20 protein-coding genes are annotated in these 19,665 nt (G+C 69.5%); 17 read left to right on the top strand and 3 right to left on the bottom strand.

All coding sequences use genetic code 11. The features are described 5' to 3' along the window. Positions 1-167 precede the first annotated feature (167 nt). Positions 168-512: an avidin-fold protein gene (locus CIK71_RS07150; RefSeq protein WP_217990150.1), complete on the top strand. Its 345-nt coding sequence runs from the start codon at positions 168-170 to the stop codon at positions 510-512. Positions 513-543: 31 nt separating this feature from the next. Here CIK71_RS07150 and CIK71_RS07145 read toward each other — a convergent pair whose 3' ends face one another. Next, a complete protein-coding gene (locus CIK71_RS07145) occupies positions 544-1,122 on the bottom strand; it encodes an Lrp/AsnC family transcriptional regulator (RefSeq protein WP_096164511.1) in 579 nt (192 codons plus the stop codon). 138 nt (positions 1,123-1,260) lie between these two features. Between CIK71_RS07145 and CIK71_RS17995 the strand changes: the two genes are divergently transcribed. From CIK71_RS17995 to CIK71_RS07070, 16 genes are all read left to right on the top strand, one after another. Next, positions 1,261-1,398, top strand: a complete 138-nt coding sequence (locus tag CIK71_RS17995; protein ID WP_245857370.1) for a hypothetical protein — start codon at positions 1,261-1,263, stop codon at positions 1,396-1,398. After that, positions 1,395-2,858 carry an ABC transporter substrate-binding protein gene (locus CIK71_RS07140; RefSeq protein WP_245857368.1) on the top strand — a complete coding sequence of 488 codons (1,464 nt, stop codon included), beginning with the start codon at positions 1,395-1,397 and terminating at the stop codon, positions 2,856-2,858. The genes CIK71_RS17995 and CIK71_RS07140 overlap by 4 nt, the downstream gene beginning before the upstream one ends. Positions 2,859-2,869: 11 nt before the next feature. Continuing rightward, positions 2,870-3,937, top strand: coding sequence for an ABC transporter permease (locus tag CIK71_RS07135; RefSeq protein ID WP_096164510.1), 1,068 nt, complete (start codon positions 2,870-2,872; stop codon positions 3,935-3,937). Beyond that, positions 3,934-4,881 (top strand): ABC transporter permease, encoded by a 948-nt coding sequence (locus CIK71_RS07130; RefSeq protein ID WP_096164509.1) that lies wholly within the window; start codon positions 3,934-3,936, stop codon positions 4,879-4,881. The genes CIK71_RS07135 and CIK71_RS07130 overlap by 4 nt, the downstream gene beginning before the upstream one ends. After that, complete coding sequence (locus CIK71_RS07125; RefSeq protein WP_096164508.1) at positions 4,878-5,681, top strand: ABC transporter ATP-binding protein; 804 nt, start codon at positions 4,878-4,880, stop codon at positions 5,679-5,681. Before CIK71_RS07130 ends, CIK71_RS07125 begins: the two co-directional genes overlap by 4 nt. Beyond that, a complete protein-coding gene (locus CIK71_RS07120) occupies positions 5,678-6,520 on the top strand; it encodes an ATP-binding cassette domain-containing protein (RefSeq protein WP_096164507.1) in 843 nt (280 codons plus the stop codon). Before CIK71_RS07125 ends, CIK71_RS07120 begins: the two co-directional genes overlap by 4 nt. A gap of 136 nt (positions 6,521-6,656) precedes the next feature. Next, positions 6,657-7,325: an RNA polymerase sigma factor gene (locus tag CIK71_RS07115; protein WP_096164506.1), complete on the top strand. Its 669-nt coding sequence runs from the start codon at positions 6,657-6,659 to the stop codon at positions 7,323-7,325. Next, positions 7,325-8,578, top strand: a complete 1,254-nt coding sequence (locus CIK71_RS07110) for a serine/threonine-protein kinase (protein ID WP_096164505.1) — start codon at positions 7,325-7,327, stop codon at positions 8,576-8,578. Before CIK71_RS07115 ends, CIK71_RS07110 begins: the two co-directional genes overlap by 1 nt. A gap of 124 nt (positions 8,579-8,702) precedes the next feature. Next, positions 8,703-9,410 carry a hypothetical protein gene (locus tag CIK71_RS07105; protein ID WP_096164504.1) on the top strand — a complete coding sequence of 236 codons (708 nt, stop codon included), beginning with the start codon at positions 8,703-8,705 and terminating at the stop codon, positions 9,408-9,410. Beyond that, positions 9,407-10,036 carry an OmpA family protein gene (locus tag CIK71_RS07100; RefSeq protein WP_096164503.1) on the top strand — a complete coding sequence of 210 codons (630 nt, stop codon included), beginning with the start codon at positions 9,407-9,409 and terminating at the stop codon, positions 10,034-10,036. Before CIK71_RS07105 ends, CIK71_RS07100 begins: the two co-directional genes overlap by 4 nt. 162 nt (positions 10,037-10,198) lie before the next feature. Then, on the top strand, positions 10,199-12,028 hold the full coding sequence (locus CIK71_RS07095; RefSeq protein ID WP_096164502.1) for a hypothetical protein: 1,830 nt from the start codon (positions 10,199-10,201) through the stop codon (positions 12,026-12,028). Positions 12,029-12,259: 231 nt separating this feature from the next. Further along, on the top strand, positions 12,260-13,372 hold the full coding sequence (locus CIK71_RS07090) for a type IV toxin-antitoxin system AbiEi family antitoxin domain-containing protein (protein WP_096164501.1): 1,113 nt from the start codon (positions 12,260-12,262) through the stop codon (positions 13,370-13,372). Next, positions 13,335-14,237: a nucleotidyl transferase AbiEii/AbiGii toxin family protein gene (locus tag CIK71_RS07085; protein ID WP_158541924.1), complete on the top strand. Its 903-nt coding sequence runs from the start codon at positions 13,335-13,337 to the stop codon at positions 14,235-14,237. The genes CIK71_RS07090 and CIK71_RS07085 overlap by 38 nt, the downstream gene beginning before the upstream one ends. 102 nt (positions 14,238-14,339) lie before the next feature. Beyond that, a complete protein-coding gene (locus CIK71_RS07080; protein ID WP_096164499.1) occupies positions 14,340-15,827 on the top strand; it encodes a C69 family dipeptidase in 1,488 nt (495 codons plus the stop codon). 85 nt (positions 15,828-15,912) lie between these two features. After that, positions 15,913-17,190, top strand: a complete 1,278-nt coding sequence (locus CIK71_RS07075) for an AAA family ATPase (protein ID WP_096164498.1) — start codon at positions 15,913-15,915, stop codon at positions 17,188-17,190. Then, on the top strand, positions 17,187-17,768 hold the full coding sequence (locus tag CIK71_RS07070) for a hypothetical protein (protein ID WP_096164497.1): 582 nt from the start codon (positions 17,187-17,189) through the stop codon (positions 17,766-17,768). Before CIK71_RS07075 ends, CIK71_RS07070 begins: the two co-directional genes overlap by 4 nt. Positions 17,769-17,773: 5 nt before the next feature. Here the strand turns inward: CIK71_RS07070 and CIK71_RS07065 are convergent, their stop codons facing one another. Both CIK71_RS07065 and CIK71_RS07060 read right to left on the bottom strand, forming a co-directional pair. Continuing rightward, a complete protein-coding gene (locus tag CIK71_RS07065) occupies positions 17,774-18,715 on the bottom strand; it encodes an EndoS/ChiA family endoglycosidase (RefSeq protein WP_096164496.1) in 942 nt (313 codons plus the stop codon). A 93-nt stretch (positions 18,716-18,808) separates the two neighbouring features. Then, entirely contained in the window at positions 18,809-19,558 is a 750-nt protein-coding gene (locus CIK71_RS07060) for a hypothetical protein (protein WP_096164495.1), read from the bottom strand. Between the last annotated feature and the right edge of the window lie 107 nt (positions 19,559-19,665).

Raw genomic sequence — 19,665 nt, 5'->3', positions numbered from 1 at the left:
CGATGTCCTGCGACATAACATTGAGTTTACGCGGGAGCCAAGACGCACAAACCCCGGAGAGTTCGACAGGCGTCCGCCACCTTACGGCCGAGAGCTCCCGAGGCCGCGTGTGACAGCACCGCGCTCCCGCCTTCGCACGCCTCCTCCGGGTGCGCCATACTCACCCCATGCCAACCCCTTCCTCCCTCTCTCTCGACGGCCTCGTCTTCGACATGGCCTCCTCCACCGCTTCCGTCGTGGACCCGACCTCCCCCACCCGTTTCGTCTACCACCAGCAGGGCGAACTGGTATGGGGCAGCTACACCGGGGACACGGTCACCGAAGGTCGCTTCGTCGGGCAGCTGGCCGGCACGGAGCTCGCGATCTCCTTCGCCCATGAGCTGGTCGCCGATCGCAGCGTGGTGCGCGGGGAGGCGACCAGCCGCGTCGAGGAGCGCGACGGCACGATCGCGCTGATCGAGGAGTTCACGAAGGACGGCGCGGCCCATGAGAGCGTCTGCCTGCAGGTCTGAGCGTGCGCCCGACCCGTCGGCCGCCTGCGGTTCAGTCGATGCTGCTGGGCCGGTCCGGATTGGTGCGGGTGTAGCGCAGCAGCCCCCGCTCGGCCGCCACCTGCTGGTGATCGCCCAGATCCGGCGGCAGCAGCCGGCCCCGGTCGAACACCTCGTCGAGTACAAGCACCGTCTCCACACTCTTGACCTGCGGCAGCGCTGCCACCACGCCCACCACGAAGCTGTGCACGCCCTCGACGTCCGCCCCGCGCGTCAGCAGCATGACGTCGTGCTCGCCGGTGGTGATCTTGGCGGACTCCACATCCGGGATCCCCGAGATCTCCTCCAGGAACTCCGGCAGCCGCTGCGGGTGCACCGTCACGAACACCAGGGTGCAGACCCCGAGGCCGGCCCTCACCGGATCGATCTGCGCGGCGTAGCCGGTGATGACCCCTGCGTCCGTCAGCGCCTCGACCCGCGCATAGGCGTTCGACCGGGACACGCCCACCTCCTGGGCCAGTGCCGCTATCGAGATTCGACCGTGATCTCGCAGCACCTGGAGGATGCGAAAGCTGATGTCGTCGATTCCTGCGGCGGAACGTCCTGAAGTCCTCGTCGGATCGCTGTTCATTCTGGACATTCTGCCGCAGGTGACGTCTCAGTAGGTAGAGATGATCGATCCGGGTCGTGAGGGAGGACATATAGTTCCCTGTCACACCCGCAGTTCCACCACCCGTCCATCGCGGGTGACCCACCGTTGGAGGCTTCCGTGCACCGCACCTCTCGTCGCACCGTCATCGCTCTCGGGCTCGGCGCGAGCCTCGCACTGGCCGGCTGCTCCGGCGGCAACTCCGCCGGTGGCTCCTCCGGGGCGGGGGCGGCGGGGAAGGCTCGTCCACGCTGGTGATCGACACCGCGTTCTCCCTCGAGACCGGGGACCCGGGCCGCAACTACGTGCCCACCGGCAACATGATGCTGCACGCCGTCTACGACACGCTCCTCACCTTCGAGGGCTCCGAGGAGGACGAGCCGATCCCCTCGCTGGCCACCATGGAGAAGAACGAGGACGCGACGTCCTTCACGTTCACCCTGGCCGAGGGGCGCACCTTCTCCGACGGCTCCACCGTGAACGCCGACGACGTCGTCTTCTCCCTGACCCGCGTGCAGGGGATGACCGAGTCCAAAGCGAACTTCCTGATGAACGGCATCACCGTCGAGAAGGTCGACGACATGACCATCACCCTCACCACCGAGGACCCCTCCCTCGAGCTGCCCGCGATCGTCACGAACCCGGCGCTGTCCATCCTCAACTCGGAGCTGGTCCAGGACAACGGCGGCACCACGGGAGACGACGACGCCGCCGAGGACTTCCTGGGAAGCGCCTCCGCCGGTTCCGGACCCTACCTGCTGGACTCGATGGACATCACCTCCCGCGCGGTGCTCGTGCCCAACCCCGAGTACAACGGCGAGTACGCGCCCGGGTTCGAGCGCATCGTGATCCGGAACGTCACCGAGTCCGCGACGCAGCTGATCAACCTCCAGGGCGGGGACTCCCACCTCGCCGTCGACCTCAACGGCGCCCAGGTCGCCGAGCTCGGTGAGGACTTCACCGTCACCTCGAAGCCCTCCGCCCAGACCATCTTCCTGCTGGTCAATCAGAACGAGGAGGTCGGCCAGGTCACCGCCGATCCCAAGTTCGCCGAGGCCGTCCGCTACGCCCTGAACTACGAGGAGCTCCTGCAGCTCGCCGGCGAGGGCTCGGTGCAGGCCACCGGCGTGATCCCGCCGATGTTCACCGGCGCGCTGGACAGCGGTGTCGCCGAGGATCTGGAACGGTCGAAGACGGCGCTGGAGGAATCCGGCTACGCCGGTGAGACCATCACGCTGCAGTTCCCCAGCGACAACCCCGTCGGCGGTGTGGAGTTCACCCCCGTCGCCGAACGGGTCCAGGCCCAGCTGAAGAACGCCGGCATCACCGTGGAGCTCGCCCCGGCGCCCTTCGCCTCCCAGATCGAGCCGTACGTGGGCGGCCAGGAAGCCTTCTCCATGTGGTACTGGGGCCCCGACTTCGCCGACTCGTCCTCGTTCCTGCCCTTCGGCCCCGGCGAGAAGGTGGGCCTGCGCGCCGGCTGGGAGGCCGACGCAGACCCGGAGATCGCCGAGCTCGTGAGCACCGCCGCGAACGCGACCTCGGTCGAGGAGCGCGAGCAGGCGATGCGCGAGTACGCCACCGCGATGCAGGAGGAGGGGCCCTTCGTGCCCCTGATCGTCCCCGGCATCAACCTGGCCAGCAGCGCCACCGTCACCAACGTCCAGAACAACACCAACTGGACTCTCGACATCCCGCTGCTCCAGCCCGCCGGCTGAGCTCCCCCACGATGACCGCCACCACCACATCGCAGAAGCCTGCCCGGCTCTGGCAGCGCTGGCCGCTGCTGGGGTACATCCTGCGCCGCCTCGGCACCTCGGTGCTGCTGATGCTCGGCGTGACCATGGTGACGTTCGTGCTCACCGCGCTCGTGCCCGGCGACCCGGTCGCCGCAGCGCTGGGCGAAGGTGCGGCGAGCAACCCCGCCACGGTGGCCGCGTACGTCGAGGAGCACGGACTGGACAAGTCCATCCCCGAGCGGTACCTGATCTACCTAGCGGCTCTGCTCCAGGGCGATCTGGGCACCTCGATCAAGACCGGCCGCCCGGTGGCGACCGAACTGGCCACCGCCGTCCCGGCGACGGTGGAGATCGCGCTCTGTGCGATCGTCGTCAGCCTCGCCGTCGGCCTCGCTCTCGGCACCATCGCTGCCCACCACCGCGGCCGCGCGACCGACCAGGTGCTGCGGGTCGTCTCCCTGCTCGGCCTGAGCGTGCCCACGTTCTGGCTGGCCATTATGGCGTACCACACCTTCTTCCTCCGCCTGGGCGTCGCACCGGGCGCGGGGCGGCTGGACCCCACATTCACCCCGCCGCCCACCGTCACCGGGCTGTACACCGTGGACTTCATCCTGGGCGGCGACCCCGTCGGCTTCTTCGACGCGCTCGCCCATCTGGCGCTGCCCGTGCTGGTGCTGTCGCTGTTCACCATCGGCCTGCTCACCCGTTTCATCCGAGCCGCCGTGCTCGAGGTGCTGGACACCGACTACATCCGCGCCGCCCGCGCCAAGGGGCTGCCCCGTCGCCGGGTCATCGGCGCCTACGTGCTGCGCGGAGCTTCCCTGCCGATCCTCACCGTCGTCGGCGTCGCCTTCGGCGTGCTGCTGTCCGGGACCGTGCTGGTCGAGGCCGTCTTCGCCTGGCCGGGGCTCGGCACCTATGCGTTCAACTCCGCGATCAACCTCGATCTGCCGGGCGTGATGGGCGTGGGGCTCGTGGTGGGCGTGATCTACCTTGTCATCAACTTCGCGGTGGACCTGCTCTACGGGGTCCTCGATCCCCGGGTGAGGCTGGCATGAGCGCATCGACCTCCCCCCGCACGCGCCTCCGTCGGGGCCGCCTGTTCCGTGCGATCCCGACCGCCTGGCGCACTCCCCTGGCGATGGTCGGCGCGATCATCGCTCTGGCCTGGATCGTGATCGCGCTCATCGCTCCCTGGGCGGCGCCCCACGATCCGCTCGCCCAACAGCTCCCCCGCCTGACAGCCCCCGGTGATGCCTCCGTCCTCGGCACCGATCAGGTGGGACGCGACGTGTTCTCCCGCCTCCTGACCGGTGCCCGGGTGACCATGCCGCTGGCCCTGCTCATGGTGGTCAGCGCGACCGTGCTCGGCACCCTGATCGGCTCCATCGCCGGATTCGTGGGCGGCTGGGTCGATGAGACGCTGATGCGCCTGACCGACTTGATCATGGCGTTCCCCACCGTCATCCTGGCGATGATCATCGCCGCCTCGCTGGGTCCCTCGCTGCTGAATGCCGTGATCGCGGGCATCGTCGTGTCCTGGCCGCAGTACGCCCGCGTGGTGCGCTCGCTCGTGCTGAGTCTGCGCACCCAGAACTTCGTGATCGCCGGACGACTGCTGGGCTACTCCCCGTGGAGATCGCTGCGCAGCGACATCCTGCCCAACGTCGCCGGCCCCGTGCTGGTGCTCGCCTCCCTCGACATCGGCACCGCGATCCTGCTGCTGACCGGTCTGTCGTTCCTGGGCCTGGGCGCCCAGCCGCCGGCCGCCGAATGGGGCTCGATGATCTCCGGCGCGATGAGCCACATCGATGCCTGGTGGCTCGGGGTCTTCCCGGGCCTGGCGATCCTCACCGTGGTGATGGCGTTCAACTTCATCGGCGACTCGCTGCGCGATGCGCTGGACCCGCTCTCCTCCGCCGAGCGCGAGGGCGCGGCCGGCGGCACCGAGCACGAGGAACCGGCGGCCGTCGAGAACCCGACGACGGAGGAGGGACGATGAGCGCCCTGAGCATCCGCGACCTGACGATCGCCTTCGGACGCCATGACCCCGTGCAGGTGGTCTCCGGCATCTCGCTCGACCTCTCCCCCGGGAAGATCCAGGGCCTCGCCGGGGAATCCGGCTCCGGGAAGACCGTCAGCGCCATGGCCGTGCTCGGGCTGCTGCCGGCGACCGCGCAGGTCGGTGGCTCGATCCGCTTGGGCACCACCGAACTGGTCGGGCTGCGCCCCCGAGAGCTCAACCGGGTGCGGGGCCGGCGCATCGCCATGGTGTTCCAGGATCCCTCGGCCAGCCTGCACCCGCAGCTGACCATCGGGGCACAGCTGACCGACCACGTGCGTGCGCACCTGCGCCTGAACCGGCGCGACGCCCGGCAGCGGGCGATCGACCTGCTGACCCAGGTGCACGTGCCCGACCCCGCCGAGGCGCTGCGGAGGTACCCGCACCAGTTCTCCGGCGGTCAGCGCCAGCGCATCGCGATCGCCGTCGCCCTGGCCTGCGACCCCGAGGTGCTGCTGGCCGACGAGCCGACGACGGCCCTCGACGTCACCGTCCAGGCGGGGATCCTCCATCTCCTGCGGGAACTGGTGGACCAGCGCGACCTGGCCGTGCTGCTGGTGACCCACGACCTCGGCGTGATGAGCGCCGTCGCGGACGACGTCGCCGTGATGCGCCACGGACAGATCGTCGAATCCGGCAGCACCCACGACGTCTTCACGACGCCCCAGCACGCCTACACGCGCACGCTGCTGGAGTCGATGCCCGATGCGCAGCAGTCACTCGTGGAGGACGACGAATGAGCACCGTTCTGGAAGCGACGGACCTCGCGGTCGAGTACCGCGGGCACCGCACCGTGCGGGCGGTCGACGGCGTCTCATTGACGATCAGCGCCGGCGAGGTGCTGGCGCTGGTCGGCGAGAGCGGCTGCGGAAAATCCTCCACCGCCCGCGCCGTGATCGGCATGGAGAAGCCCCACTCCGGGGACATCCGATTCCGGGGAGCACCGGTGCCGCCGCTGGGACTGCGCCGCCGGAAGGCCGAGCTCACAGCGATGCAGATGGTGTTCCAGGACCCGAACTCCTCGCTGAACCCGCGCAAGCGGGTCGGGGACCAGATCGCCGACGGAGTCACCGCGGCACGAAGTCGCGGCCTGTCCTCGGACGCTCCCCGTCAGTGGCTCGGCGCCGTGGGCTTGGACCCCGACATGGTCACCCGCTACCCGCACCAGTTCTCCGGCGGTCAGCGCCAACGGATCGCGATCGCCCGGGCCCTGGCCGCACAGCCAGACCTGCTGGTCGCCGACGAGCCGATCTCCGCACTGGACGCCTCCAGCCAGTCCGAGGTCGCCTCGATGATGCGCCGACTGGTTCTCCAGGCCGGAGCGGGCATGCTGTTCATCTCCCACGACCTGTCCGTCGTGCGGATCATGGCCGACCGCGTGGCCGTCATGTACCGCGGCCGGATCGTCGAATCCGGGCCGACGGCGATGGTCTGGGCCGATCCGGTCCACCCCTACACGAAGGCGCTGCTGGGAGCGATCCCGCACCCGGACGGGAAGGGCGTGCTGCCGGCGGCCCCGGCGGCCGAGGCACCGGCGGAGTGGCACGAGGAGCTGCCGGGGGCGCTGGACCGGGGGTGAGCCTGTGGGGTCCCTGCGTGATGGGGCACCCTGACCTCGCCCTCAGCGGAGTGCCGCCCCCGGGCTCGAGATCGGCACAGTCCAGCCTGCGACGTCCGGCACCGGCCGCCACGACCCGCACGATAGGCTCGCGCACATGGGGACGGAACGGGGGTCGCCGGCCGAGGCGGCGGCACGAGCATGCGATGAGCTGGAGCGATACCTGACGACGGGCCGGATCGACGCCGCCCGCCGCACCGCCGACGCTCTCCTCGGCGCGGGCGCGCAGGACGAGGTGCTGGCCGCGCTCGCGCAGCTCTCTGTCACGCTCCCCGAAGCACTCGAGCTGTTCGTCGAGACCCTCGATGCGACCGGAGTGGTGCGCCGTTTCGCCGGCGCCGCACTGCTGGATCCCCCCGCCGTGGATGATGTCGCCCAGGATTCCCTGATCTCGATCGCGCAGTCGATCCACAGCTATGACGGCCGGTCGAAGGTGACCACCTGGGTACACAGCATCGTGCGCCGACGGGTGGCGGACCATCTGCGCCGTCAGCGACGCACCGTGGAGCTCGAGGAGCAGCACCGCCCTGCGGCACGGATGAGCTCGCTGATCGCGGACCGGGTCAGCGTGCAGCAGGTGCTGGCCGGTCTGCCGGACCGCTACCGGGCGCCGGTCGAGCTGCGTGACCTCGAGCAGCTGCCCTATGCGGCGATCGCCGCACGGCTGGGCCGCGCCGAAGGAACCGTGAAGTCACAGGTCAGCCGGGGCCGCGCGATGCTCGCCGGCCGGCTGGGCGCGGACCAGCCCGCTCCCGAGAAGCTCTGATGGCAGAGCTGCTGGGCCACTACCGGCTGCACGAGGTGCTCGGTGTCGGCTCCTTCGCCACGGTGCACCGCGCACACGACGAGCGACTCGACGCCTCCGTGGCCGTCAAGGTCCTGGCTGAGAACCACAGCCTGAACCCCGAGATCCGGGAGCGCTTCATCGCCGAGGGCCGCACCCTGCGCCGCGTCGGCGGCCCGCACCTGGTCACGGTCCACGACATCGGCCAGACCTCCCGGCAGCAGCCGTACCTGGTGCTCGAGATCGCCGACCGCGGCACCCTGCGTCAGCGCGTCGAGAATTTGCGGGCCGAGGGCTGGCGCGCCACCCGAGAGGATGCGCTGGCTCTTGCCCGGCCGCTGGCGGCCGCGGTGGGGGCGGTGCATCGGGCCCGGCTGGTCCACCGCGATCTGAGCCCCGGGAACCTGCTCTTGACCAGCACCGGCGGAGTCGCCGGTGTGACTCAGGGCGATGCCGTCACTCCGCCGGCGTCGGTGCTCGGCGCCGACGAGCGCCTGCTGGTCGCCGATCTCGGGATGTGCAAGGACCTCGCCGTCAGCTCCGGCCTCACCGTCGCCGCCGGCACCGACGGGTTCCGTCCACCCGAGCAGTCCCGGCCCGCTGTGGTCGACATCCGCGCCGACATCTGGGCGATGTCCTCCGTGCTGCGCTGGCTCGTCCAGGATGCCGACCTGCCCGCGGCGCTGCACCGGACGCTCGAGCGCGGACTGCAGGAGGATCCCGGCGCCCGCCAGGCCGACGCGACGACATGGCTCGGCGAGGTCGAGGAGGCCCTGGCCCTCGAGACTGCACCGGCCGCGCACGAGCCGTCGGCCGCCTCGCCGGTCGGCCCCGAGCCGTCGTCCGCCTCGTCGCTCTCGGCCAGCGCCGGCGTCGGATACCGCCTGCGCCGTCGCGCCGTCCTCGGAGCGCTGCTGGTGCTCGCCCTGGTCACCGGGCTGGGGCTCGGCAGCCTGCTGGACCTCCGCGGCGCCGTGCCGTCGGCAGCGGGCGGTGTCTCGCTGGCGATCGAGGGTCCGGACGAGGTGAGAGTCGGTGAGGAGGCGGTGTTCACTGCCGAGGTGGAGGGTGCCGACTCCTGGGTGTGGTCCCTGCCCACCGGCTCCCACCTCGTCGATGCCGAGCAGACGGTCCTCACCGCCTCCGGGCCCGGCACCGCGGAGGTGGTGCTGCGCGCCCGCGCCCCCGACGGGCAGGAGCTGGAGGCACGGCGCACGGTGCGGGTTCTCGAGTGACCTCGCGGCGGCTGAGAACTTTCTCGGGATCCGATGCAACCGAACCGCCCTCCGCGACGACATACACCGTGAGACCACATCGATGGCGTCCGCGCAGCCGGCGCCCGACCGAAGGAGCATGACCATGACAGACCGCCGCACTCTCCGGCCCACGCGGCGCCAGGCCGTGCTGGCCCTCACCTCGCTGGCCGGGCTGTCGATGACGGCCTGCTCCGGCGGCGGCGGCGAGGCTGAGTTCGAGGATTCCGCCGACGAGCCCACCGCCGACGAGCAGGCCGACGGATCCGATGCCTCAGACGGCGGCGGGCAGGAGCATCCCTCGCAGGAGGCCGACGAGGCCGAGCCCGCCGCCGTGATCGATCCGGCCGACGCGGTCGATACGATCAGCTACACCCTGCCGAGCGGCGACATCGACGGGACGATGACCGTCGGCCTGCACCATCTGCGCGTGCGCGGCGACACCATGGAGCTGCTGCTCACCTTCACCCCGGAGTTCACCGAGCCCGGAGCGTTCACGCTCTGGGAGCTGCACGGGGAGAACCACAGCAACGTGGGGCCGGCGCTCTTCGACCGCGTCAACCTCAAGCGCTACGACATCCTGCGCACCAATGGCAGCTGGGATACCGAGGGGGTCTGGAACAGCAAGCAGGCCGTGCACGAGCTCGCCTCCGGCGACACCCAGGCGTACTGGGCGAACTACGCCGCACCCGTGGACGAGATCGACACCGTCAACGTCGGCATACCGGCCGGCCCCGAGTTCGAGGACGTCCCGATCGAGCAGGGCCCGAGCGATGCGACGGGTGAGCCCGGCGCCGAGGACGGGGAGGGATGACGATGACCGACACCACGACGCGCCGCTCCCCCGCCCGGAGGCCCGACCTGCGCATCGCGCTCGACCGACATCCCGTGGGCCGCCTCGCCGCATGCGCGGCGGCGCTGCTGGTCCTGGCGATCGCCAGTCCACCGGCACTCGCTGATGGTGAGGCGGAGGGGCCGCCCGAGCAGCCCTTCGAGATCACCCAGACGGTCCTGGACGACTCGATCACCACTTACGTCGCGCCCAGCTCGATCACCTCGCTGGGCAGCACCGAACCGGCCGACGACCAGGTGATCGTGCTCGAGGCCGATATCCTGTTCGCCTCCAACACCTGGGACCTGCCGGGAAGCGCCACCGCCCGCATCGCCGAGCTCGCCGCCGAGATCCCCGAGGGGGCGAGTGTCCAGGTGGGAGGGCATACCGACTCCCGCCCCGTGAACCAGGCACTGTACGACTTCGACAACCAGGAGCTCTCCGAGCACCGCGCCCAGGCTGTCGCCGACGCGCTCACCGCGCAGCGCCCCGACCTCACCCTCGAGGTGACCGGACACGGCAGCCAGCAGTTGGCCGCGACCGAGGACCCCGACGACCCGTCCTCCTACGCGGCCAATCGCCGGGTCGAGATGCGCTACGGGGACTGAGCCGGTCGAAGGCGCCCACCTCGTGGCCGTGCTCGGACGCCCGCCGGGGCAGAGAGTCGGCGGCCCGGGTGCGAGGTAGCCGGCGCGAGGCCGGGCTCTCCCGTTCTCGCGCCTCACCGTCACCTTCTCGCCCTGTCGGCCCGCACCTGATGGAATGGCCCCATGAGTCCACGCCCTCGCAACCGCAACCCGCTCGGGCAGGGCGCCGCCCGCCAGCACCCGCACCGTCGCACCGCGCACCCTGCGCGGCCCGCGACCACTCCCGCCGAACCGGCGGCGGAGAACCCCCTGATCCAGGTGCTCCGCCCGGCGCTGCGCTCCGACGATCCCACCGCGTTCTGGGTCGCCGCAGCACCGCTGGTCACGGAGATCGCGGACCTGCAGCACCATTCCGAGGAGCTGCCGGAAGGGGTGGACCTGCTGGACACCTTCCTCGAGATCAACGTCGCCGAGACCACCGCACTGCTGCACATGGTCGCGGCGATGTGTCCCGATGCGGAGCTCCGCTCCCGGGCGCGGGTGGGAGTCACCGCCCGCCGCCAGCCGATGCCGCCGCAGGTCTCCGGGCTCGCGCAGGCCTCCGTCACCGAGGGAGTCGCCTTCTCCGACGGTGCCGGGGAGAACCTGATGGTGGAGCTGGCCCTTCCCCGCGGCGTGCGGGCCGTGCTCATCGCCTACATCCCGTGGAGCCCCGCACCGTACGTGAAGGACGCCTTCGTGATCGGCGAGCCGATGGAGCAGGTCACCGACAAGTACCGGGAGATCATGGCCAACGACGGGACGTCGCTGGACGAGGTCCTCGAGATCGTTGACCCGGCGGACGCGCGCGCCCGCTTCCACCAGGCCCTCGCGTCCACTGCGGCGGATGTGGAGCAGTCTCGTGACTGGGAACAGTGGCCGATGCTGCGACCCTTCGTCGAGTTCGTCGTCACCCTCATGCCGGAGGGAGGGACGGGGTACGACCAGGACGGCCTCGGTGCCGGCGTCTCCCGCGATGCCGCTCGCCCCGTCCCCGAGCGCCCGCCGTGGCTCCTCGAGGACGGCACCGACCTGATCGAGGAGTTCACCGCCTCCGAGCACGCCGTGGGCCTCGCACACGGCAAGGCGCTGGATGATCTGGTCGCGTACCTGATGATCCTGCTCGACGCGGGCTTCGGCGATCCGCTGGGTTGGGATCCGGAGCTCACCGAGTGGATCGTCACCGACGTGCTGCCCACGAGCCCGCTCCTCTCCGAGGACGCGGTCACGTTGATCCCGTCCGCCCTCCCGGCGCTGATCGCCTGGTCCCTCGAGCGGACCGACGAGGATCCGTCCGTGCGTGCGCGCACCCTGAGCGCGATCGCTCCGGTGCTCGAGCAGTTCCCGGCGCGTCACGCCGATCCGCGAATGCGCGCTCGCCGACTCGAGGAGCAGGTCGACCTCGCGCTCGAGCTCGAGGACCCCAGCGCGCTGCGCCTGGCGGATCTCGCTCTGCGGGCGGGCGGGGTCGAGGCGCTCGCGACGCTGAACACCACGCCGCTGCCTGCAGAGGAGCTCGCTCTCGAGCAGTTCCCCGAGGAGCTGCGGGACCTCGCCGCCGAGATCGACGCGCACCTGATCGAGGGGGCGTCCGCGCTTCTCGAGCACCACCCCGGATCCGCCGATCTCAACGAGCTCCTCACCGCCTGCCGGCGCCTGCTGGTGCGCGTCGCCCAGCTCGATGATGCGGTGCTGCGACGGAAGGCGAGCACCCGCAACACCGCTGCGGCGGTCGTCTCGATCATCGCCCGCGGCAACGACCTCATGGGGTATGCGCCGGCGCCCCTGCACGAGAAGGACCTGCGGGCAGCCTTCGACCTGCGCAGCGCCCCGAGCCAGCGCGCTCGCACGCTGGCGCAGGCGGCCGCGCTCCCCCATCGCTTCGCCGGCATCGCGCTCGCCGATCCCGGGCTGCTGCTGGGCTCCATGCGTGCGAAGCTGCTGCAGGAGCGGGACGTGCTGCAGTCGGAGTGAGGGGCGACGTGGTCAGCTCTGCCCAGTTGACGTCATCGTGCCCCTCGACGAACACATCTTCGGGCACCAAGGCCCCGTCGCCGACGGCGAGTCCGCTGCGTCGGTGACCGAGTTCTGAGTTGCACAGTCTGCCCTGACGCCGCGACCTCTGTTACTTTCGGGGCACCCCCTGGCACATTGATGGCAAAGATGTAACACTCAGATGTAACATTTGAGCCAGGAAGGTGTGCGATGAGGTCAGTCGATGCGCTAGCGACGCTACAGGAGCTGGGCTCCAGTCAGCGAGGACTCGTGACCACCAGCCAGGCAGAGCAGTACGGAATCTCCCGTGTCGCTCTCGGGAGGCTCCGAGAGCGCGAGCTCATCTACCAGGCCCGCCGAGGCGTCTACGCACTTCCCACCGCCGGGGACGAGTCGCTTCAGGACCTTCACGCCGCATGGCTGAGCACTGATCCCACAGAGATTGCAGAGCAGCGCCTTGGCCAGCCCGACGTCGCCGTCTCTCATGTCTCAGCCGCTCGAGTCCATGGTCTCGGCGATCTCGTGGCCCCCCACCACGAGTTCACCTCGACGATCAGGCGGCGCACCAGTCAGCCCGACGTGCGTATCCACCGCGGTGATCTGCCCGACGACGACGTCGCCATCATCAGTGGCCTCCCTGTGACCTCGATCCCGCGAACCGTTGGCGACATCGCCGACGGCGGCGTCGACCTTGACCATCTCGCCTACGTCGTGCGAGACGCGCTCTCGTCGCCGCAGGTCCGGCCACGCGATCTGGCACGCCGCCTCGACAGGGCGGCGGCACGCCACGGGTTCGAGGACGGCGACGTTCTGGTCGAGGCGTGCCTTGAGCGCGCTGGGCTCCCGCCAGTCGCGGAGAATCTCGCGTCTGCGCGCGAATCTCTCATGCGGACCCTCGGGGGCGATGCGGTCCGCGAGCTGATGGAGAAGACCTTCGGCGACATGTTCGCGGACCAGTGGAAGACCCTCACCGCTGATCGTGCGAGCACCCTATGGGGACTTGCCGACCCACCGGCCCTCGACGCTATCCGGAGCCTTCCCGCTCAGCACACGGCTACACGATGGAGAGCCACCACGTCGAATGTGCTCGAATCATTCCGGATGCCCGCTCTGGATGCTCTCCGCTCCTCGACCCTCCGCGACCTGAACAAGTCGATGCGCCTAGGCTCCCCATGGGCCACGAACCCTTCGGGTGGCCAGGGCATGGATGTCCAGGCCTCGGAACGAAAGAAAGTGAGCGATGGCGACGAAGCAATCCAGGCCGCAGACGCCAGCTGGACTGAGGATGTCCCTGAAGGCGAAGCTGAACGCGAAGGCTCGTGAGCGCGGAGTCGCCTCGGACCCGATCCGCAAGCAGTTCGCGTTCGCACTGCTCTACCGCAGATTCTTTAGCGTGGACGGTGATCAATGGATGGTGCTCGGAGGAAATGCCTTGCTGCTGCGCACGGGAGGCGGTCGATTCACGAAGGATGTCGATATGGCTCGGGCCGACGGCTGGGCCGGCGGGGACGAGCTGCTGGTGGAGCTTCGGGACATCGTCGGGCGCGACGTCGGCGACGGATTCACCCTGGAGGTCGATCGCGTCGAGCCGCACGATCATCGCGACCAGTACGGGTACGGGACGAAGTCCGCGAAGGCGTACCTGCGCGTCGTCCTCGCTGGCGATGACTTCGAAGCCTTCACGATCGATCTGTCGACACGCCGCCACGTCAACGGACCGGTCGAATACATCGTGCCGGAGCCGATCATCGACCACGAAAGTATCCGGGGCCTGCCTGCCGTCCCCGTAGTGCCGATCGAGAATCACTTCGCGGACAAGGTCTGCGCGATGTACGAAATCCACCGAGAAGGGCAGCCGTCGACACGGTACCGCGACCTCGCTGACCTCGTCCGGATCGTCCAGGACGTCCAGGTAGATGCTGGTCGCCTCAGCGAGATGCTGGCCCATGAGCAGCAGCGCCGACGCATGAAGCCTCTGCCCACTGCCCTGCAGAGCCCCCACCCGACCTGGGAGACGGAGTTCCCGAAAGCTGCGCAGGACTTCGCGGAGTTCCCGCCCGAGCTCTACAGCCTGGACGCGTCCCTACGCACCGGTGGGGTGTGCCTCAACGAGGTGCTGTCAGGGCAGCGGACCACCGGCATCTGGAGCCCTCTGGACCAGTCGTGGGAGGAGCGGCCCACCGCATGACACGTGCCAAGCTCCCGCTCACACCCTACTGAGGTCTACCGTGGAACCCACCGCGACCCCGCGACCCCGCACTCCACCCAACCCGCCTGAGGTGACCACCCCATGCCCTGCACCACCCTCCTCGTCGGCCGCCATGCCAGCGCCGACGGTTCGCCCCTGGTCGCCCGCACCGAGGACTCCTCGAACGGCACCTTCGATCCCAAGCGGGTCGTGGTGGTGCAGCCGGAGAACCAGCCGCGCACCTACACCAGCGTGATCGGGCGGCGCACGATCGCCCTGCCGGAGGAGCCGCTGCGGTACACCGCGATCCCGAACGCCCTGCCGCACGAGGGGATCTGGGGCTGCGCCGGGATCAACGCGGCGGACGTCGCGATGAGCGCGACCGAGACGATCACCTCCAACCCTCGGGTGCTCGGCGCGGATCCGCTGGTCGAGCGCCACGGCGACCAGCCCGGCGGGTTCGGCGAGGAGGACTTCGTGACCCTGGTCCTCCCCCATATCCGCAGCGCCCGCGAGGGCGTGGAGCGCCTCGGTGCGCTGCTGGCCGAGCACGGCACCTACGAGATGAACGGGATCGCCTTCTCCGATGCCGAGGACATCTGGTGGCTGGAGACCGTGGGCGGGCATCACTGGATCGCGCGGCGCGTGCCGGAGGATCACTACGTGACGATGCCGAACCAGCTGGGCATCGACTCCTTCGACGTAGGCGACGCCGAAGGGCCCGGCCGCGACCACCTCGCGAGCCCCGATCTGCGAGAGTTCGTGCGCGAGCACCACCTGGACCTCACCCTCCGCGACAGTGCCGACGAGGACGCCTCACGCTTCAACCCCCGCGAGGCGTTCGGCTCCCACTCGGAGCACGACCACGTCTACAACACGCCTCGTGCCTGGTTCATGCAGCGCACCCTGAACCCCACCAGCGAGGACTGGGACGGCGGGCACCCCGGCGTGAGCCCGGACTCCGATGACCTGCCGTGGAGCCGTCGCCCAGAACGCCTGCTCACCGTCGAGGACGTCAAGGACGTGCTCAGCTCCCACTACCAGGGCACCGTGTTCGACCCGTACTCGTCCCGTGGCACCGAGGCCGAGCGCCGCGCCTTCCGCCCCATCGGCATCAACCGCCACAACGCGCTCGCGATCCTGCAGATCCGCCCGCACCTGCCCGAGACGCACCGCGCCCTGCAGTGGGTGTGCTTCGCCTCGAACCCGTTCAACACGCTGATCCCGATGTTCACGAACGTCGAGGAGGCCCCGACCTACCTCGCCACCACCGGCGAGGCGGTGAGCACCGACAGCTTCTACTGGACCTCACGGCTCATCGCCGCACTGGCCGACGCGCACCACGCCGAGACCCTCCCCGACATCGAGCGCTACCAGCAGAGAACCCTCGCCCTCGGGCACGCCGCCGTCCGCGCGGCCGACGAGGCCGCCGCCGGGGCCGGCAGCGCCGAGGAGGTCCCGGCGCTGCTGGCCGCGGCGAACACCGCCATCGCCGAGCAGATCCGCGAGGCGACCGACGCGCTGCTGGGCTCGGTGCTGTTCACGGCCAGCAACCGGATGACGAACCGGTTCTCCCGCTCGGACGAGTGAGCATCCCGTTGCGGCATCGTGGCCGTCTACACTCCCTATACCCGGCCCCGCTGCCACGCGTCGACGAGATTCAAGAGGGACGCCCATGTTCACCCGCCTCCGCCTGATGGATTTCAAGAGTTTCAAGGACACGACCTTCTCGCTGGATGCGTTCACGCTACTGATTGGCTCCAACGCGAGCGGGAAGTCGAATGTGCGGGATGCGCTCCGGATCCTCCACGGCGTGGGGCGTGGCTATTCGGTGGCCGAGATCCTGGGCGAGAAGTGGGCCGAGGGCGGCGTCCGCGTATGGACCGGCGTGCGCGGAGGGGCGCGGCAGGCAGTCCGCTACGGCGTCGAGGACCATGCGTTCCAGATCGAGGCAGACTTCACCGTGCCGGGCACGACGGAGACTTCGAAGCCGACTGCGATGCGGTACCGGCTCACCCTCGCAGTTGCTGGGAACACGCCGGAGGTTGTCGGCGAAGCACTCGAGGAACGCGGCAAATACGTGTTCGACACTCATCCCGACGGTGACGGCCTCGGCCCAGGCTCCGCCCACCGCACAATCAAGGTGCGAATGCGCTCCCCCAGCGGCCGCCCACCGGAGCAGACCTTCCTCACCGACCGGCCGCTGCTCACACAGATGCTCGAACCGGGAGCGACCTCAGAGCAGAACAGGGAGGCAGCCCGTCGGGCACAGCAGTTCCTCGGAGCGATGCGGTTCCTCGACCTCGACCCCGATGCAGCACGTCGCAGCAGCCAGCGCGGAATCACCACATTGGGGGATCGCGGTGACAACCTCTCGTCGGTGCTCGCGGCCCTCTCGGAGACCGAGAGCGCCCGAGAAGTGCTCACCTCCTGGATCCGCGCACTCACCCCGATGGACGCGGTCGACCTCCGCTTCGAGGACGATCTGAACGGCAACACACTTGCTGTGCTCATCGAGGGCAATGGCCACGAGACACCACTCACCTCGGCCTCGGACGGCACCGTACGCTTCCTCGCGATGGTCGCCGCGATGCTCCACGAAGCCACCCCGCGCGTGCTGTTCTTCGAGGAGCTGGAGAACGGGATCCACCCCCACAGGGTCGACCTCCTGCTCGATCTCATCGAGACGAGCGTGCGCGCGAGCGCCGCGCAGGTAATCGCCACCTCTCATTCACCCCAGCTGCTCGAACACGGGTACCACGCTGACGATGCGCGTCCTATCCTCATCGCTCGTACCGAGAGCGGGATCAGCACCGCATGGGACGTGAAGCAGGAACGCAGCATGACCGAGGTCATCGATCAGGACGATCTCTCCGACCTCATGAGCGACGGCTGGTTCGAGGACATCGCCGCGCTGTCCGGGACCACCTCCGCGGGAGAGGAGGACGAGTGAGCTTCAACGTCATCGTCATCCCCGAGGACGATCGCCTCGACTCGTATATCCTCACCCCGGTGCTGAAAGCCGCGCTGGCCTGGGTCGGGAAGCCTCGCGCCACCGTGAGGATGGTGTCCAAGCCCCACCCCCGAGGGATAGACACCGTGCTCACAACGGCATTTTTTGACCAGGTACGGCGACGCTACGGGATGGCGGATCTGTTCCTGTACTGCATCGACCGTGACGGCAGCCCGGCCAACGATGCCCGACTCCTCACCGCGGTGCAGAACGCCGCGCAGAGACTTCGCGCGACTCAGAATGTCGATGGCCGAACGGCGCACCAGGAAGTCGAGGTATGGGGCCTCGCGGCATGCGGCAGGACCGTGCTCACCGACTCGTTCGCCACTATCCGCGCGCATCGCGACCCCAAGGAGGCGTTTTTCGATCCGGCGGCCGAATCGCTCGGGGTGCATCGAGGGCCGGGCCACGGGAGGGAGCACATCGGGCGCCTGGCCGGGTCGATGTACAGCCGGGTCAGGCAGCGGTGCCCCGAGCTGCAGGAGATCGAAGAGATATTCCGCGAGGCAGCGGACTGAACCGTTCAGCCCTCCCGCGCCATCACATCCTTCAGGGTCTTCGACCAGGAGTAGGTGGTCGGCTGCATCTCGTCGTCGCCCTCGGCCACGCCGTCACGGTCCAGGGCGTAGCAGAAGATCCCGCCCTTGCGCGCCCCGTCGGGCTGCCACTGCGCGTAGGCGTAGGCGCGGCTGTTCTCGATCGGCTGGTCCACGTCGCCCCAGGTGGCGCCCCGCTCCTCGTAGAAGGAGAAGCCGATGAAGTACTGCGAGGGGTCGATGAGCTCCTGGTACGTCTCCCACGTGGCCTGGAGGCCGTCGACGGATCGGCCGTAGGACTGCACCAGCACGTAGTCCACGAGATCCGCCGCGTGGGCGAACAGCGCGGTGTCGCCCTCCTGGTTGGTGTCGTAGATGAGCAGGCGCGAGGTGCCAGATCGCGGGCCCAGCTGCGCGCTGAGGTGCGTGAAGACCCCGCGGGCCCGCTCCAGCTCCTCGTCGCTGAAGTCGCGCTCCACGTCGATGTCCAGGCCGTCCAGGCCGAGGTCGGTCACGTAGGTCGCCACCAGGTGCTCGGCGAGCTGCCGATGCCCCTCGTCGGTGTTCGGGTAGTCGGGGTCCAGAAGCTTGTCCACGAAGACGGTCCCGACCACGCGTGTGCCCTTGGCGTGCAAGGCGCGCACGTACCCGTTGCGCAGCACCGTGGGGAACGCGCCCTCATCCTCCGCGGTCACCTCGGCGAAGGCGAACACGAGATCGACCTCCGCCGGGATCTGCGCCATGGAGGTGCGGCCCTCGGAGTCCTTCGCGGAGGTGTCGTTCCAGACCCGGTAGTAGCCGAAGTACTGCGGCCCGCTCGGCTCCTCAGCGGGGGCGGTGCGGTTATCGGCCGCGGCGGGGATCGCGGCGCCGGCGACGGCCGATGCGCCGAGTGCTGCGGTCGCGAGAGTGAACTGTCGTCGGTCCATGGCGGGGACTCCTCATCGTCGAGAAACTGAAATGCTCACTAAACCGCGTAAGCACCTCGACCCTGACAGATCGGGCCCGCGAGGTAAAGGGACTCAGCTCGCGAGTTGTTCGAAGATCTCCGTCGCGCGCGAGGTGGCCTCCTCGCTCCACTCCTCGAACTCGCTCTCCATCGCGCCCTCCTTCGTCAGGTTGTACATGACCTGCACCTCCTGGCAGGTCATCACGACCGTCCACCGTGCGAAGCGCTCGCTGCGGGTGTACTGCTCCTCGACGACGTCGCACTCCCCGAGCGTCGACTCCTCCGTCGTCAGCTCGTCCGTGTCCTCCAGGCACTCCTCGCGCGTCAGCGAGCCGTCCTCCTCCACGTCCTCGGCGGCCCCTACCGTGGCGACGCTGAGGCTCTCGACGGCGCCGCGCTCGAGCAGAGCCTCCTCGGCGATGACGCCCTGCACCTGCGGACGCCGGTTCTCGAGCTGGTACCGGTAGGACTCCACCACCAGATCTGCGCAGGCATCGGTGGAGTCCATCCCCTCGAGCTGGGTCACGGACTCCTCGAGCGACGCGTAGATCTCCTCCGAGCCCAAGACCTGCGAGGTGGGGACCACGGCCTCGATCGCCGCGACGCCCGACTCCTCCGTGAACTCGAGAGCGGCCGCTGTCGCCTCGGCCTCCTCGGCGCTGCCGTCGGTCTCCGCCGGCCCCTCGGACTCCGCGGCCGCCGCCTGCCCGTCCTCTGCAGGGTCCGCCGACGGTTCCGCGCCCCCTCCCGCGCTGCAGCCGGCCAGTGTCATCGCCGCCAGCGCCAGAACTCCGGCTCGGCGCACTCCCCGCAGGTGCTTCATCGTGGTGACTCCATCCCGGCCCGCATCGGCCCCGACCCCTGGCCCGCGCCCTCTGCGCCGGCACCTTCACTGGCGAGAAGTCTAGCTGTTGCGGGTCATGACGTTGT

Source organism: Brachybacterium alimentarium (assembly GCF_002332425.1).
GTDB classification, from domain to species: domain Bacteria; phylum Actinomycetota; class Actinomycetes; order Actinomycetales; family Dermabacteraceae; genus Brachybacterium; species Brachybacterium alimentarium.
This window is presented reverse-complemented; position numbering and strand designations above follow the sequence as displayed.